Raw genomic sequence first — 15,287 nt, 5'->3', positions numbered from 1 at the left:
GGCTCTGCACCAGCGTCAGCGATGCCCAGTACGAACCCGGGCTTCTCCCAGCTCCACACCGACTGCCTCGTCCGCTACCCCGCCTGCCGCCCGAGGCAGCGCCCGCGCCGGGGGAATGGAAGCGCCCAGGCCACCATCAACCCCGAAGCAAAAATCAAGCGCCTCTGGGACAACCCCTTCCTTGTCGACGAGGAAGGGGGCAAGCGCATCTGACTCGACACCAGCCGCGCCATGCTCCTGCAACACGGAGTGAAACGCGCCTGCGCCCGCTCCGCCTCGTGCGTGTTCTAGCAGGTCAGCGTGAAACGCGGGTCTCCGTTTCACGCTCGCGTTTCAGTGTGGCGTTTCAGCCGCGCGTCCAATCACGCTGCCCGGCCGGCCCGCTGAGCGCGGACCGCCTGGCGCAGCTCGGAGCGGGCGGCCGGTACCGAAGAGGCGGTCTCCCAGTAGGGGTGCCACCGCAGGCGTCCGGACAGGAGCAGGAGGCGTCGGCGCAGGGCGGTGGTGTCGCGGGGGCGGAGTGCGGCGAGCGCTGCGTAGGTGGCGTTCCAGGCGTGCTGTGTCGGCACCAGGTCGTCAGGGAAGTCAGTCGCGTTCATCTCGCCATTAGATCGTTTGTTCGATTTTCTTGTCGCTTCGGGCACGCCGCCGGCCTGGTTGCCGTGCTTCAGGCGATGGCGTGGTCCACCAGGACCCACATCCGTGGCAGCTCTCCCGTGGTGATGGCGGTGCCCGGGTCTTCCGCGAGAAGCCGGGCCGCTCCGGTGACCAGGGAGGCCACTGCTACGAGCCGGATCTGCTGGCCCGGGATGAGCCACAGGGCGTCCTCGACCGCGCACGGCACGGCGGCCATCTTGCTGCGGGTCTCCTCGTCGATGCCGCCCGTGCCATCGACTATCACCCCCTCGGGGTCCATACGGTCGCAGTCCCCCGGGTCCAGGGAGGACGTCGCCGCCTCGATCGCCTGCGGGAGCTCTCCGGCGAGCCAGGCTCCGACCGGGCAGGGCGACGGCGCACTCGGCAGGGAGCGGATCCACTCCGCCGCCCGGGAACCGGCGGCGGCGGCCGCTGCTAGGGCCTCCTCCTCGCCCTCCCACAGCTCGTACGGAACATCATCGGCGGGCCCGGCGGGCAGATACGAAATCTTCATGCCGGGCTAGGCCGCGTTTTAGAACTGGGCTCCGGGTCTGGCCTCGTGCCGGGATGATCGCGGTGCGGGGCGAGGGGATCTTTCAGATGACCAGTGGGCGGTGCTGGGGCCGTTGTTGCCGGTCACGGTGTTGGGCAGACCGTCGTTGTGCCGGCGGCGGTTGATCGACGGGATCCGCTGGCGGGTGCGGACCGGGGCCCCGTGGCGGGATCTGCCGACCGAGTACGGGCCGTGGCAGACGGTCTACGGGCTCTTTCGTCGCTGGCAGCGCGATGGTGTCTGGGCGTCGGTGCTGACCGGGCTGCAGGCTCGGGCGGACGCCGCTGGTTTGATCACCTGGGAGGTGAACGTCGACTCCACGATCTGCCGGGCCCATCAGCACGCGGCCGGTGCGCGGCGGGACGGCCAATCCCAGAAGGAACCGCCGGGCGGCCTCCAGGACGAACCCGACGACCACGGCCTGGGCCGTTCCCGCGGTGGCTGGACCACGAAGATTCATCTGGCCTGCGAACAAGGGCAGCGGCCGTTATCGCTGCTGGTCACAGCCGGTCAGCGAGGAGACAGCCCGCAGTTCGCGGCCATGCTGGAGGCGATCCGGGTGCCTCGCCTGGGACCTGGCCGGCCCCGGGTTCGTCCGTTGCGGGTGCGTGGTGACAAGGCCTACTCGTCGCGCGCGAACCGTGCGTATCTGCGTCAGCGCGGGATCCGGTGCACGATTCCGGAACCTGCCGATCAGGCCGGCAACCGTAAGCGCCGGGGTATGTCTGGCGGGCGGCCTCCGGCCTTCGACCGTGAGGACTACAAAGCCCGGCACGCGGTCGAGTGCGGCATCAACCGGCTGAAGCGAAACCGGGCGGTGGCCACCCGCTTCGACAAGCTCGCGGTCCGATTCGAAGCGACCGTCTTCGTCGCCGCGATCAACGAGTGGCTGTGACCTGCCGGAAGTGTCGGTCCCGCATGTCATTCTGGCCGCAGTCAGGTCGGCGGACAGAGGGGAAACAGGGGCGATGGAGGCTGCGTACTACCGGGCAGAGAGTGAGAGCGGCGACCACATCGAGGACCCGTCCGAGGACGCACTGTTCATGCTGATCAACGACCTCAACACTTCGGACAACACCTTCGTGGTCATCCAGCCCGACGAGGACGACCCAGCCTGGTTCACCTCCGTCGCGGTCCTGGACGAAGGCGGCTACGAGGTCGTCCGCCGCGACACCACCCGCCGCGAGCACGACGTCGTCACCGAGACCAGCATCGATCGGATCGCCCGCGACCTCACCATCTGGATGGCCGCCCGCGACTTTCCCGGACGGCCTACCCAGCACACCAGCAACTTCTAAAACACGGCCTAACCGGCTTGCTTCCTCTCAGGTCACCGTGCGCCCGCCGTCTCCCCCGGGGTCGCGCAGCGGGTTGGGGTGGGAGCAGTCCCAGCACCGCACCGTTTCGGGGAGGTTCTCGATCGTGTGCCGGAGACGCCGAAGGAGCCGTCGATGCGGAACCCTCCGCAGTTCTGGCACGAGGTGGCGTGGAAGGGCTCGTCGCAGCGGAAGCAGGTGCCTCCCGCGCTGGTGGGTCAGGCGGGTAACTCGGTTGGCCGCGCCGCCACTTCTGCGATGGTTTTTATGGTTCTGGTGTACATCAGATTCTCCGTACCGTTGCCCCCGGTCGCCTTGGGATGCCGCAGGTCCAGCCTGTGTGCTGAATCCCGTGCTTTGTCTGTTGCGGATTGGCACGATGAGCTGCGATGGACTTACAAGGGATCGCGCTGGTCGTGACCACCTCGGTAGCGGTGGTGGGGGTGCCGTGCACGCTACTGATCGGGCGCTGGCAGCTTCGCGCTGCCCTCCAGACTGCCGGTGCCACGCACCAGGCGGGTCTCCGCCAGGCGGAGACGGCCTACCAAGCAGCGCTGGACACTGTCCGAGCACAGTCGGACTCGGCTCACGACCAGTGGCTGCGCGGCGTACGCCGGGAGGCATGCTCGGTGTTCCTCCTCGCCATCGGGGAACTGGTCGGGATTCTGGACCAGGTCCTGGACGGCACGGGCGTACCGGACAGTCTGCGACCGGCCAACCGTGATCTCCAGCGGGCGCTGGCTGTCCTGGAGCTGGAGGGTGACGCGGAACTGGTGGGGGCCGCGCAGGAACTGGTGGCCTGTTGCGATGAGATCGCTGAAGCGGCGCTGAGCAGCAGCTTCGCTGCCCGCACCTGGCGTGCCCTCTATGCCAGGCAGGTGGAGGAGAGGAACGCTGTCACACGGCGGGAGCAGTTGAGCACACCGGTCACCGATGCGGTCAATGCGCTGCTCGACCTCCAGGTCCGTCTCGCCGGCATGCGTGACGCCTATACGGCTGTGGAAGCGCCGCCCGGTGTCCGTCCGGGAACGATCAGTGCTCTCGGCCACTACGTACCGCGAGGTGGCCACCCGTTCGAATCCATCGGTGAGGCCTACGCTGCCCTGCGGCACGTGTACGAGACTGCGGTGCAGTTCCTGGAGAGGACCGACCTGCCACGCGAAGAGGCTGCTGTCTTGTTGCGCGATGCCGTCCACGAGGGCCGGGTCACCGTCCTCGACTACATGACGGGCCAGTCCACTCGCCTGACCGAGACCCGTCGGACGTTCCTTGCCGCAGCACGCCACGCGCTGGGAAACCACAGCAACGAGTGACAGTGCCAAGAGCCCACGAACACGCTGGACTCCTGGTCGACACCCGTCCTGCACGGCCGCGCGGCACAGACCGGTCGGGCCAGCCCCATCACCGGTTCGTGCGGCGAGCAGGGGGCCGGTTGCGGGCTCACCGGTCGATCGGGGCGATCTCGTCCAGCCCGCTCTCGTGCAGGATCTGCGCGACGGTGTCCTCCGAGGAGCTGTCCGCCCCGATGACGGTCTCCAGGGCGCCGGGCAGCAGGTCTTTGGCCCGGTACCAGTCGCTGAGGTGATCGGGGGTGACCTGCTGGAGGTACTCGGCATCCAGCTTCGTCGCGTGCCGTCGCACCGTTTCCGCGTACGGCACATCGAGGTAGTAGCAGCGGGAGACGCCGCGGTGGGCGCGCACCAGGTCCTGGAGCATGGGGCCGTAGCGGTCGGCGTAGAGAATGCCTTCGACAACTACGTGGAAGCCGTTGTCGAGGGCGTAGCGGGTGGTGAGGTCGATCAGGCCGATGTTGGCGCCGCCGAGCCGGTCGCGTTCGCGGAGCACGATCCGGCGGAGGTTGTCCTGGCCCACGATGGCGAGGTTGCGGCCGAACTTCTCGCGCAGGCCGGCCGCGACGGACGACTTGCCCGAGGCGCTGTTCCCGCGGACCACGATCAGACGTGTGTCCTTGGTGCCCACGGTGTTATGCGCGGCCTCAGTCACGGATGCTCATCCCAGCCTCAGATCAACCGTTCGTTGTGTGTCGCCGTATCCCGATGAGCGGTGGGCACAGACGGGTTTCTCAGTCATCGGCACCCCTCCGCAAGAACGCCTTCATGCTGGCAGCGTACGCAGCGAGCACTGTTCGCCTCTACGGACGTCCCACCCACGCGTGGTGGTTGAGGGCGACGCGCAGCTGCTCGCGAGCCCGGCCGCGCAGGACGCCGACGCGCGTACGTCCCTCGAGGACCTGCAGTCCGTTGTCCGCCGGGTCCAGGAGGCGCCGGTCGATCAGGAGCGGCGGTCGCAGCCAGGTCCCGTGCTCTTCCCAGTGCCGGCCGACTTCTGGGGGCCGGACCGCGACCCAGTGCACCGGGTGGGCGGCGTAGCTCTCGATGCAGCCGGCGTGGGTCTTCCCGGTCGGCATGGTGTGGAAGTCCGCAGCGGGGATGGTCTCCAGCTGCCAGGTGATGTGCCGAAGGTCGATGGTGCCGTAGTCGTGCACGAAAGCGCCGTTGTCGCCGTGCTCGAAGAGGAACTGTTCCAGGACGTCGTCCGGCCAGTGCAGGGCGGCCAGTGCCGGGTCGGAGCGGAATCGGTCGAAGCTGAGGCGGCCGTCTTGGCGGCGGGCCATCAGCGGGCCGAGGTCGTTGAGCTTCATGCCGCCAGGTCTACAGGAGATTCCTGATGATGCTCCCTCGGCTCTGGGTAATTGCAGCAGCGGGTGACTGTGTCAAGGCTGGCCGGAGCAGGCTCCGGGTTTGCGGGCATGGTCAGGGTGACTTGTTCCGCACGCCTAGTCATCCCCTTTTCTCCTCCTCTGCGCGAGCCGGTTGTCTTTAGCCTGGACGCATGCCCGAGCCAGTGTTCAGCACCGATGACTACGTCAACCCTGATGCTCCCGAGGATGAGCTCCGTGTGAAGCCGGACCATCCTCGTGTCCGTGATCGCTCCTACGACTGTGCGCGCAGCAGTCAGGAGGTGGACCTCTGGAAGGGTTCTCTCGTCACCACCGTGCTGGAACCCTGGAGCAACTACCCCGATCTGGCGGAGATCCCCGAGAACGCCGTGCCGGGGCCGTCTTTGACCCTGTTCGTCAAGGAACGAGGGCGGGGCCCTGGTTACGTCGCGGACTTCCTCTACAAGGCAGCCGATCTGCCGGTCACGGTCTACGGCATCCTGGCGAACCAGGGCTCCGGCCTCGGAGTAGTCGAGCTTGAGCTTTGGCAACCGAAGTGGGGGCACTGGGACGACTGGGGAGACTTCGTCGGTCCTGGGGAAGAGACTGCGGAGGTCGCAGAATACGCACCGATCTCGGGTGACGTGCTGCGTCGCATCCCTGTCGGTCAGATCGTGGCCTTGGCTCAGGCCGAGCTGGCCGACCAGACATGGAAAGAGGAAGGCGTCATCGTCCTGGGCCGAGCCCGAGCAGCAGACCCAGGCCTCACACCAGCGTCCCGGCAAGCTCTGGAGAACGCCAACGCGCTCGCGCAGCCGGCACAGCGAGGCCGGCCCCCGCTCGATGGCGAACTGCTTCAGATCGTGGCCCACGCCTATCTCCGGGAAGCTACCAAGGGACCTGGCCTGCACCGGCGCCTGGCTGACCTGTTCAACCGTCCGGAACCGACCATCAAGGACTGGATCAAAGCAGCCCGAGCACGCGGCTACCTCTCCCCCGCCGTCCCCGGCCGCAGGGCCGCCGGCCCCGGCCCCCTCCTCACCACCCCCGCAACGGGCTCACGCACATCTCCGCCCTGACCGCCATACAGGCTGCCGTCTGTCGACTACGTACAGCCAAACCAGGACGCTCGTACTTTGCCGGTCGACCAGGCCGATCAAGCCGAGCAGGCGAAGCGCTCGGAGGACGATTCGCAAAGCTGCTCACCGAGGCACCTCACCCCGGAACAGCGCTACCGCGTCCACCGGACCGTGGTGGCGTTCATCGGCGACCTGCGCACCGACATCCGAGGTGTGTTCACCGACCTGGAGAGGAAGGGCCGACGTGACAGCCGTCCGACCCCGGACAGCCCCGGCCGGATAGACGCCTCGTGCATCATCGTGTACGGCCTGGTCCCCGAGGCGAACAAGGGCGCCATCGTGCACGCCCCGCTGCCAACCGCGCCGACGCCGTCCTCGGTCCGGCAGCCGCCGCCGTCAGAATCGGGGGCCGGTTTTAAAAACGGGCCCCTGAATGAGGCGGGTCCGGGGGAGCCCCGGCCAGGGCTTGGCCCTACCTGGTTGACGAGCCCTTGTGCGTTCCAGCCGGACCGAGCGGATGGAAGCCGGACCGTCTCTCCGCTGCTAAGGCACCTCCCCACCACGACAGCCCGCGTTCCAACGAGCGGCTCCGTGTTGGAAAATGGCTGGTCACAGCGTTCCAACGCCGCCCTCTATATGGAACGCGATCGCCTGGCCGGCGGCGGTGGGTCCGGCCTGCGAGAAGACCGGCCGGACCCGCCGTGCTCATCGCGCCTTCGGCAGTGCGGCCAGCGTTCGGCGTTCCTCACCGCGGCCGTTGCCGACGACCCGCCACACCGCCCTGCCCGCCCCGTGCTCCGTCAGCAGGGGCAGGGTCGTGGTCGCCACGGTGAGCCGGTAGCCCACGCTCCCCACCCGGCCGGCCCGCTCATGGAAGGCGGCTTCTCTCGTGTCCGGGGCCGCGCGGCGTCGGGCCGGAGCGAAGACGAACAGCACCGGCGGGAACGGGCGGTCCAGGGACGGGCCCGCGTAGTTCTCGTGCCAGTGCGAGCGCGGGGGCCGGGCGGCGTTCCCGCGCCCGGCGGCCGGGGCGCCCCGGTAGGCGTCGTAGCGTTCCAGCTTGGCGACCAGGCGGGCGTAGGACATGGTGCGGTCGATCTCCACGAACGCGCTGGAACCGTCTGCCAGGAGCACCACGCCGTCGGGCAGGAGGTTCCCGGCCGGGGTGGGGTGGGGCGCTTCCACCCGCCAGTCCGCGTGGTCGGCGACCTGCGCCTGGTGGAAGGCGATGACGGTGTCGACCAGGGCCAGGCCGTGCTCGCGAAGGCCGGTCTTGCTCGCGGCGATGCGCTTGCCGGTGGTCCGGCCGGTGGTGGGTGCGAGTTCACCGGAGGCCGCTGCTTCGGCGAGGCCGGCCGGGGTGCAGTGCCAGTAGCTCTGCTGGGCGCGGTTGGTCCGGCCGACCAGGGCCGGGGACTCCTCCAGAAGGTTGCGCAGCGCCCGGCGTACGTGGTCGGTGTCCTGCTGGTGCGGCAGCAGCAGCGCCTTGAGCTGGCGGGGTGTGGCAAGGCGCAGCTGGGCGAGGGTCAGCAGGACCTCGCCGCGGATGTCCGCGCCGGCCTTCGCGACTGCGGCCTTGCGGGGCCGGGACGCTTCTCCAAGTACATCAGTACTTGTAGAAGAGGAGTTGCAACCGGCCGGGACAGGCGAATCAGGGGTCTGATCAGCAACAACGCTCAGGCGGCGGCCGATGGCTGCGGGGCTGGGTGCGGGGCTTGCCGCAGGGCTCGCCTTGGGGCTTGCTGTCGTGGTGCTGTCCGCCGGGGCGGGGCGGGTGTGCGGGTCGGGTGCGGCGGTCATCGGATCCTCGGGATTCTCCGGCCCTACGCGGCCGGATCGGTGACAGGTCCGGCCCGTACGCGGATGTGCGTACGGGCCGGAGCCACCGTGCGAGGTCACCCCTTGACCGCGGTCTGACGCCCGCTGGCCGCCGGTGTCCGGTACGTCCCTTGACCGCCCCTTGTCCTCTCGGTTTGTCCGTGACCGGAGTCATGCCCGCACGCCACGTCCCGGAGCGCGGTCTCTGTCCACAAGGCCGGACGCGCACCGTGGGGATCGGCCGGGCGCACCAGGCGCCCGGCCGGCGAACAGCAAGGAGTTGTCATGGAGACGACGTCGCCCAAGGTGCCCCAGCTCGCGCCGGAGCAGATCCTGCGGGCCTGCGACTACGTGGAGCTGGTCTGGCAGGACGACGAGGAAGCGTGGGCCCGGCTGGAGGAGTTCCACCGGGACGGCAAGGAGCTGGCGCAGCTGGTGGGCGAGTTCGGTGCGCTGCTGCTGGACCGCTACCTCACTGTGGTGCCGGCCGGGCACGTCGACTGTGAGGCTGGGTACGTCATGGACAAGCTGGTGGCGGTGGTCACCCGGTACCTCAGGCGGTGGTGCTACTCGGGTGGCGGGGCGCAGTGCGCGTACACCTCGGCGGGGTTCCTGATCGAGTGCATGCAGGAGGTCGACCAGGTTCACCAGTTCCTCGCCGACATCCGCCGCGACGCCTACACCGGGCGGCCGATGACCACGGCCTGAGCCGGGATAGTCGGGCCAACGGCCGGGGACGGAGATCTCTCCTCTCCCTGGTCGACTCCGGCCGGGTGGAAGCCAGCGGCCCGGGTGGAGCTCCGGCGGGGACCGGCATACGCATGCGGCGTTATTAGTGGGGTGGGCCAGCGTGGCGAGGCCTTGGCCGCAGTTCAAGAGGCTGTCGAAATCCGCCGCGCCCTGACCAAAACCAACCCCGACGCCCACCTGCCCAACCTCGCCAGCGCCCTCCACAACCTCTCCATCGACCTGGGTGAGATGGGCCGACGTGAAGAAGGCCTGACCGCAGTCCGCGAAGCTGTCAGTCACTACCGCGTTCTGGCCAACGCCAACCCACACCTCTTTGGACCAGCCCTGCAGCGGTCCCTGGACGTGACTGCCTGGCTAGAAGGTCTCGAACCGTAAGCCCAAGGTCGGGCCGCCGAGTGCGTACGTGGGCAGCGACCAGTGCGGCGGTCGTCATTACGGCGTAATAATCCTGAGCCGGGATGGGTAGGGGCGTCGATGCTGCGCAGATCCCATGCATCTACCGGTCTCCCCCGGCTCGCTCGCCTCCGCTGACCCCCTCAGATCCCCGCGGTGGATGCCAGTACCGCCTTCAGCGGAGAAGAGGCAGCGGAACGCACCGATTCCAACTTAGTGCTTGCCACCCTGAAGAGCGGGTACGTCTGTCGCATCGGCGAGACGTAGATGGCCGGCACCTGCCGATGTGGGTGCCGGCCACCTACGTCTCGCCGCGTTCTCGGGTGATACCTCCGCCGGACTCTCGGACGCTACGTGTCCCCGCGAAGGCCAGTGGCAACCTGCTGGAGGATGTCTGCGAGCGAGGTTCGTGCCTCGGAAGGGAGGCTCCCCCGCATGTCTGCCGTGACGGCTTCGACTCCCGTGCTGCGCTGGAAGTAGCGGAGGATGAAGGCGCTTCGCTGCTCCGCGTCGAGTTGGTCAAAGGCAGCGTCCATGAGAATCTCACCTTGCTGCCGGGGCTTCGCGGCTGTAGGTGTGTCGTCGTTCTCGCTGGGCCTTGGAGCGGCGTTCGAAAGTCCGCCTGAAGCGTTCTCGCTGGACGGAGCGTCGGCTTCCTGATCGCTGCGTGAGGCAGGCGTCATTACGGCGTAATGATCCTGGGCCGGGGGAGCGGGGGCCGGGATAGCGGGAGCCTTCGGCGCCGCGTTCGTGCGCGGGGCTCGCCGCTCGTTCTCCTTGAGACGGCGGAGGTGTTCCTCCTGCTCTGCGGGCTTCTTCTTCCCTACGCGGCGCAGGAGAGCTGCGGACTCCTCACCGGACTGCAGCTTCTCCTTGAGCTCCGGAGTCAGTCCGAGAAGTGCCAGGCGCTGTGACACCCATCCTTGTGACCGGTGGAGGCGGGTGGCGAGGGCTTCCTGGGTTTTGTGGATCTGCAGCAGCCTCTGGAGGACCTTCGCTTCGTCGAGGGGGTCGAGGTCCTGACGATGAACGTTCGCGACGAACGCGGATTCGAGGATCTCGTCGGGGTTACTGCCGAGCTCGTCGTCCAGCATCACCCTGATGTCAGGAAGTCCTGCTTCGCGTGCAGCTGCGAGGCGCGAGTTGCCGTCGATGACGACGTACTTGGTTCCCTCCTCCAGGTCGCTCTTCCGGTCGGGGTTGCCCTCCAGGTAGGCAAACCGGCTCATGATGCTGATGGCGGTCTTCTGCTTGTGGTCTCGGAGGCTGGCTCCAAGGTCGGTCAGGTCACCCAGCTTCTCCCGAGGGTTGTCGGGGTTGAGGCTGATGACGTCGACAGGGAGCTTGAGCGGCGGGGGAGCGCCGTCGGTGGGGGCAGCGGCGGCGGCTTCGATTGCGGCGCGACGCGCGCTGATGCCTCCCTTGGCCTGGCCGAAGGACGCGCTCGCGCGGAGGGTGTCTGCCTTGCTCACGAGATCTCCCGGGTGAGTGCACGCATGCCGACGGCCTGATCGCAGCGGGGGGCGTAGGCGAGGAGGGGCCGCTTCACGCGGACGGCTTCCTTCTGTTCCTTGAGGTCTCCGATGACGCCGACGACCCGTGGGTCCTTTATGTCGATCCATGACTGGAGGGAGGAGGTGGCGATGTAGCCGCGGCGGGCGTCGTAGTGGTTGACGACGATGCCGAGGTAGTCGAGTTCGAGGTGCATGTCGGCGCGGAGGTCTTCGACCTGTGCGGTGAGCAGTCCGTATGCGTCGGCGGAGCTGTCTTCGGCCTGGACGATGATGAGGATGCCGGAGTTGCCGGGGGCTTCTCCGTCACGACGGCGTCCGTAGTAGGCGGCGGCATCCATGCTGAGGCCGAGGCTGGGGGGGCAGTCGATGATGACGACGTCGTAGTCGCCTTCGACTGTTCCGAGGACGCGTTCGAGGGCTGCTTCGCGGGCTCGTACGCTGGAGAGCTTCACGTCGAGGAGGAAGGCGTCGGTGCACGCGGGCAGCAGATGCAGGCGGTCACCGAAGCGCGGGTCCTCGATGGGGACGATGAGGTTCTTGAGGTCGCCCTTGGCCTCGCCCGCCATGTGCTTGGTGAGGGAGTCGCCCTCGATGGGCAGCGGGTCGTGTCCGAGTTGGTTGGTGAGGTGGCACTGAGGGTCGAAGTCGACGAGGAGGACGCGGAGTCCGAGCCCGGGAAGGTCCTCGTAGTCGAGGGGGGATGCCGGTTCCTGGTCGGGCTCGATGAGGGCGGCGGCGAAGTGCTTGGAGATGCGCACGGGATGCAGCTGGTCGCTGTCCTCGGCGTAGGCCTCACCGACGCCGGCGGCGAGCGCGGTCTTGCCTACGCCGCCCTTCTGGTTGCAGATGATGATCCGCTTGGGGTGTTCCGGTCGGACGACGCCGGGGGCCGGGTTGGTGTCGAGCCAGAACAGCACAGACTGCGTGAGCCCTTGGATGAGCGACACACCGCGGGAGGAGCAGGCCTCGCGGAACTCGTCCCACTGGCCTGGTGGGAGGAAGGTGGCGAACGGCTTTGCTCCTCCAGTGTCGGCTGTGGGGAGGTTCGCTCCGAGCCGGCGCCATGCGGTGATCCCGGCCTCGACGGCGTGCTGAATGTCGGTGCCGTGCTGTGCGGCGCGGACCTTCAGACCCTGCTGCAGGGCGGGGGGCAGCTTAGAGACGACCTTCTCGCGGTCACCTGAGTCAGACGAAGTCATGCACATACCTTACTAACGTCAAAGATCGACTCCACCATCGGCGCGTTAGTTTTGTATTGAATCGCAGTCAGGAGTCGCTCATTACGCCGTAATACCTCGGGCATACATCTCGCTCACACCGCGATCCAGACAACGAAAATCCCTGGGCGGCCCGCTGGGGGCCTTGCGGTCCAGGCCGCACCCGATCACACCAACACCTTCGAGTTCGCCTGGCAGAACCCCCTTCCTGCCGGTCGCTTTTCTCCCAGAAGTGGCTTTTCGGCCCAACCATCGCCGCACGAGCAGTCAGCCAGCAGGTCCGGCGGTACACCTTGAGAGCCGGAAGCCAGACTGCATACCCCGAAACACAATCGGCCCCGTACGTTCCAGCGCTGGGACGTACGGGGCCTGCGATCTACTGCTGAGCTAGCTCCGCCTTGCCAGTCTCATGCGGTGACGGGCTTTCACCCTCGGCCAGAGGCCCTGGGCATCTCGACGCCCGAGAGCATCAGCAAGCAGTCGGTCAAGGTCCGTGATGCGTTCTTCGGCGAACCAGTCGGGCTGGTAGTCGGCGCCCATGCAGACCGGGCAGATGTGGTCGTGGCCGATGAACTCGTACTGCGGGGGGCAGTCGAGTTCCGCGCAGTCCTGGAGGAGGGGGTCCTCGCCGCAGCCGGAGCAGCACGGGCAGCGGGTGAGACGGTAGTCGATGGGGGCACCGTCGTGGAGGTCGATGTGGAGCTGGGCGAGCCCGCGGACTCCGAGCTCGCGGATCAGCGCGTCGGCGGAGAGCACCTGGGTGCTGAGGGGGGTGCGGTGGTGGGCGCTCAGCATCTGGGCCGCGGTGCACCAGGCGAGGGCGGTGCGGTCGACCGGCGGGGTGGGCCGGCTGCTGGCCCACGGGTCATTGGGGTCCTGGAGAGAGGCCGGGGTGGTGGGGGCTGTGAGCGGGATGCCGTGGGTGGTGAGCTGGGTGGTGACGTCGGAGATCCGCTGGGGGAACTGGTTGAAGAAGGTGAGCATGAGCGGCCTCCTTGCTGGGTCGGGTTCGGTGGCGCGGCATCGTGGCCGGCGGGGCGGGGCGGGGGAGGGCGTGGTGGTCTTCAGGGCGGGTTGGTGTTCTCGAAGGCGTGGATGAGGTGGCCGATGGCGTCGGGGGTGGCGGCTTCGCCGACCCAGCGGCCGGTGGTGGTGAAGACGGGGACCTCGTCGCGGTCGGCGTCGAACACGAGGACGTAGGTGCCGTAGCGCTCCAGCACCGTGGCTCCCAGGGTGGTGAGCAGCGCGGTGTCGAGGACGTCAATCGCGTGAACGCGCAGATGCGGGGGAGCGCCGGGGGAGCCGGGCTCCGTGACGGTGCCGGAGATGCGCAGGAGGTCGCCGAGCTGGGCCCGGTGCAGGATCAGCTCGGTGCCTGCGGGGGTTTCGGTGGTGCACGCGAAGACCTGCGCGCAGGAGTCCGGTTCGGTGGTGTCCAGGTGGTCGAGGAGGCGGATCAGGTCGAAGTGGGCGGCTGCGGGGTGGGGCCGGGTTCCGGGGCCGTGTCGAGGTATCCGTCGAGGGTGAGGGGGTTCATCGGGCGGCCTTCATGGTGGTGTGGCGGGGGCGGGGGGTGTGCTGGGCGCGGAGGAGTGCGTCTCGGTTCTGCTTCTGCTGGGCCGGGGTGAGGGGCCGGGGCTTGTGGTGGCGGCTGGACCAGTTCGGGTGGGCTGCGGGTTCGGGGTATGCGTGGTCCTGGTGGCTGATGCTCATGAGGGACCTCCGGGGGAGGAGTTCAGGAGTAGGGTCGCGGGGGTTGCGTTCTCGTGGCGGTGGGTGCGTGTTCTGAGCGAACCGGGGTGTGGTCACCGGTTTGCTCACCGCGGGAGTTCGTACGGGGTCACGACTCGGGGCGCGTCCGTGGTGAGGTGACCGAATCACCTCGGTGACGGTGCTGCCGGTCAGGCGTGGTTGCTCTCGTGCCGGCTCTTGGGCTGGGAGTCCGAGGCGAAGCGGCCCCGACGTGCCTCGACCGGGTTGGCTGCGATCCAGCTCTCTGCGCAGGCCTTGTGGACGGGTTCCTTGGCGTGGGAACGCATCGGCGTGGGCTGCTGACACAGTGCGCAGGGCTGGGCCTGCCACCGGTCGAAGTGCTGGCTGTCCCGCCAGTCGAGCAGCTCGCCGGGCGCGGGGATCAGGCCGGGCTCGACGGGCTGCTTCCTGTTGCGGGCTCGGGTCACGGCCGCAGGTGCGGCAGCTGCTGGAGGACCTGGTCGACGAGGTCCTCGGTCGGCCGCCAGGGCACGAGCTGTCCGCGCGCCGGAATCGGCAGGGCAAGGGCATGGACGTCGACGAGTTCCAGGTGCCACGCCCCGGGCTGCGCGAACTCGGTGCAGGGCGGGGCGCCATCCGGGTCCTGGTGACAACCGGTCAGCCGCGCGACCCCGATCACCGCGCCGGTCGTCAGCTCCCGGCTGCGGATCGCCCGGGCGACCATCGGCGCGCGCAGGGCGGGGCGGTCGACCTGGCGGCCTGCGTGCAGCAGCAGCCAGCCGCGCCACGACCAGGGCTGCGGGCGATTCTCGATGGTCTTGGACCCGGTCAGGATCGCGGTCGTCCAGGGCTGCTTGATGCTGATGCCCCGGATCCAGTCACCCTCGGGCAGGAGTGCAACGCTCATGCGGCTCGCCCCCACACGGTGGTGCCCGGGCGGCCGGCCCGGCGGCCGTTGATGGACGGCGTGGTCGCGTGCGCGGCCGTCGCGACGACTGCGCGGCCGGAGTGCTTCCCCGCGTAGAGCGCGGCGTCGGCCGCCCTCTGCAACGCGCTCAGGTCGCGGGTGCCCAGCACGTCCGGGGTCGCGGCGCCGACCGACGCGGCGACGTCGACCGTGCGGCCGTCGTCCAGGACGACCGGGGTGTGCAGCATCCGGACCAGCTGCTCCAGTCGCCGCTCGCGTCGGTCGGCGTTCAGCTCCAGAGTGACGGCGAACTCGTCGCCTCCGAGACGGCCGACTGCGGCGCGGGGGCCCGCCCAGGCGGAGAGCCGACTGCCGAACGCGGCGAGGACCGTGTCCCCGGCCGCGTGGCCCAGGGTGTCGTTCACGGACTTGAAATGGTCGGCGTCGACCATGACCACGGTGACGTCGTCGCCGTGGCGGGCGAGGAGGCGTCGGGCGCGGGCGGTGTAGGCGTCGCGGCGCAGCAGCCCGGTCAGCGGATCCTTGCGGGTGGCGGCGAGGCGCTTGTGCAGGGTGACGGCGTGGACCGCCCAGCCGGTCAGCGGCACGGCTGTGGTGATCAGGAGGGTGCGCGGGCCGATCCGGCCCGGTAAGCGTGCAGGGGCATTCATACTGAGGTCTCCCTCTCGTCTCATACACGGGTGGGGAACA

At 68.6% G+C, this 15,287-nt stretch carries 20 protein-coding genes; 7 read left to right on the top strand and 13 right to left on the bottom strand.

Going from position 1 to position 15,287, the window contains the following annotated elements; all coding sequences use genetic code 11:
- The first annotated feature begins 21 nt into the window (after positions 1-21).
- On the top strand, positions 22-213 hold the full coding sequence (locus OG245_RS37700; protein ID WP_331745394.1) for a hypothetical protein: 192 nt from the start codon (positions 22-24) through the stop codon (positions 211-213).
- A 149-nt stretch (positions 214-362) separates the two neighbouring features.
- Here the strand turns inward: OG245_RS37700 and OG245_RS37695 are convergent, their stop codons facing one another.
- The gene (locus OG245_RS37695; protein ID WP_331745445.1) at positions 363-599 is read right to left on the bottom strand and encodes a hypothetical protein; all 237 of its coding nucleotides are present in this window, start codon (positions 597-599) and stop codon (positions 363-365) included.
- 68 nt (positions 600-667) lie between these two features.
- Positions 668-1,150 carry a hypothetical protein gene (locus OG245_RS37690; RefSeq protein WP_331745391.1) on the bottom strand — a complete coding sequence of 161 codons (483 nt, stop codon included), beginning with the start codon at positions 1,148-1,150 and terminating at the stop codon, positions 668-670.
- A gap of 37 nt (positions 1,151-1,187) precedes the next feature.
- Between OG245_RS37690 and OG245_RS37685 the strand changes: the two genes are divergently transcribed.
- The 3 genes from OG245_RS37685 to OG245_RS37675 all read left to right on the top strand — a co-directional run bounded on the left by OG245_RS37685 (position 1,188) and on the right by OG245_RS37675 (position 3,818).
- The gene (locus OG245_RS37685; RefSeq protein ID WP_331745443.1) at positions 1,188-2,084 is read left to right on the top strand and encodes an IS5 family transposase; all 897 of its coding nucleotides are present in this window, start codon (positions 1,188-1,190) and stop codon (positions 2,082-2,084) included.
- Between the two features lie 73 nt (positions 2,085-2,157).
- Positions 2,158-2,487, top strand: coding sequence for a hypothetical protein (locus OG245_RS37680; protein ID WP_331745389.1), 330 nt, complete (start codon positions 2,158-2,160; stop codon positions 2,485-2,487).
- Between the two features lie 407 nt (positions 2,488-2,894).
- Complete coding sequence (locus tag OG245_RS37675) at positions 2,895-3,818, top strand: hypothetical protein (protein ID WP_331745386.1); 924 nt, start codon at positions 2,895-2,897, stop codon at positions 3,816-3,818.
- Positions 3,819-3,945: 127 nt separating this feature from the next.
- On the opposite strand, the gene OG245_RS37670 is transcribed toward OG245_RS37675, so the two are convergent.
- Together OG245_RS37670 and OG245_RS37665 are read right to left on the bottom strand one after the other, a co-directional pair.
- Positions 3,946-4,509: a kinase gene (locus OG245_RS37670; protein ID WP_331745384.1), complete on the bottom strand. Its 564-nt coding sequence runs from the start codon at positions 4,507-4,509 to the stop codon at positions 3,946-3,948.
- 148 nt (positions 4,510-4,657) lie between these two features.
- Positions 4,658-5,167 (bottom strand): hypothetical protein, encoded by a 510-nt coding sequence (locus OG245_RS37665; protein ID WP_331745382.1) that lies wholly within the window; start codon positions 5,165-5,167, stop codon positions 4,658-4,660.
- Positions 5,168-5,358: 191 nt separating this feature from the next.
- Between OG245_RS37665 and OG245_RS37660 the strand changes: the two genes are divergently transcribed.
- A complete protein-coding gene (locus OG245_RS37660) occupies positions 5,359-6,264 on the top strand; it encodes a hypothetical protein (protein ID WP_331745380.1) in 906 nt (301 codons plus the stop codon).
- 705 nt (positions 6,265-6,969) lie between these two features.
- Here OG245_RS37660 and OG245_RS37655 read toward each other — a convergent pair.
- A complete protein-coding gene (locus OG245_RS37655; RefSeq protein ID WP_331745378.1) occupies positions 6,970-8,064 on the bottom strand; it encodes a replication-relaxation family protein in 1,095 nt (364 codons plus the stop codon).
- A 303-nt stretch (positions 8,065-8,367) separates the two neighbouring features.
- On the opposite strand from OG245_RS37655, the gene OG245_RS37650 reads away from it, so the two are divergent.
- Positions 8,368-8,790: a hypothetical protein gene (locus OG245_RS37650; RefSeq protein ID WP_331745376.1), complete on the top strand. Its 423-nt coding sequence runs from the start codon at positions 8,368-8,370 to the stop codon at positions 8,788-8,790.
- Positions 8,791-8,943: 153 nt separating this feature from the next.
- A complete protein-coding gene (locus tag OG245_RS37645) occupies positions 8,944-9,207 on the top strand; it encodes a hypothetical protein (RefSeq protein WP_331745373.1) in 264 nt (87 codons plus the stop codon).
- A 368-nt stretch (positions 9,208-9,575) separates the two neighbouring features.
- Here the strand turns inward: OG245_RS37645 and OG245_RS37640 are convergent, their stop codons facing one another.
- The 8 genes from OG245_RS37640 to OG245_RS37605 all read right to left on the bottom strand — a co-directional run bounded on the left by OG245_RS37640 (position 9,576) and on the right by OG245_RS37605 (position 15,247).
- Positions 9,576-10,697, bottom strand: coding sequence for a ParB/RepB/Spo0J family partition protein (locus tag OG245_RS37640; RefSeq protein WP_331745370.1), 1,122 nt, complete (start codon positions 10,695-10,697; stop codon positions 9,576-9,578).
- Complete coding sequence (locus OG245_RS37635) at positions 10,694-11,938, bottom strand: ParA family protein (RefSeq protein ID WP_331745368.1); 1,245 nt, start codon at positions 11,936-11,938, stop codon at positions 10,694-10,696. Before OG245_RS37635 ends, OG245_RS37640 begins: the two co-directional genes overlap by 4 nt.
- Positions 11,939-12,343: 405 nt before the next feature.
- Positions 12,344-12,940: a hypothetical protein gene (locus OG245_RS37630; RefSeq protein ID WP_331745365.1), complete on the bottom strand. Its 597-nt coding sequence runs from the start codon at positions 12,938-12,940 to the stop codon at positions 12,344-12,346.
- An 80-nt stretch (positions 12,941-13,020) separates the two neighbouring features.
- Positions 13,021-13,176, bottom strand: coding sequence for a hypothetical protein (locus OG245_RS37625; RefSeq protein ID WP_331745363.1), 156 nt, complete (start codon positions 13,174-13,176; stop codon positions 13,021-13,023).
- 313 nt (positions 13,177-13,489) lie between these two features.
- Positions 13,490-13,669 carry a hypothetical protein gene (locus OG245_RS37620; RefSeq protein WP_371628118.1) on the bottom strand — a complete coding sequence of 60 codons (180 nt, stop codon included), beginning with the start codon at positions 13,667-13,669 and terminating at the stop codon, positions 13,490-13,492.
- Between the two features lie 188 nt (positions 13,670-13,857).
- The gene (locus OG245_RS37615; RefSeq protein WP_331745360.1) at positions 13,858-14,136 is read right to left on the bottom strand and encodes a hypothetical protein; all 279 of its coding nucleotides are present in this window, start codon (positions 14,134-14,136) and stop codon (positions 13,858-13,860) included.
- Positions 14,133-14,576: a hypothetical protein gene (locus tag OG245_RS37610; protein WP_331745356.1), complete on the bottom strand. Its 444-nt coding sequence runs from the start codon at positions 14,574-14,576 to the stop codon at positions 14,133-14,135. The genes OG245_RS37615 and OG245_RS37610 overlap by 4 nt, the downstream gene beginning before the upstream one ends.
- Positions 14,573-15,247 (bottom strand): GGDEF domain-containing protein, encoded by a 675-nt coding sequence (locus tag OG245_RS37605; RefSeq protein ID WP_331745353.1) that lies wholly within the window; start codon positions 15,245-15,247, stop codon positions 14,573-14,575. The genes OG245_RS37610 and OG245_RS37605 overlap by 4 nt, the downstream gene beginning before the upstream one ends.
- Positions 15,248-15,287: the final 40 nt, after the last annotated feature.

The sequence above is a fragment of the Streptomyces sp. NBC_01116 genome (assembly GCF_041435495.1).
In the GTDB taxonomy this organism is placed as follows: domain Bacteria; phylum Actinomycetota; class Actinomycetes; order Streptomycetales; family Streptomycetaceae; genus Streptomyces.
The sequence above is the reverse complement of the archived record's forward strand: the minus strand, read 5'-3'. Positions and strand labels throughout refer to the sequence as shown.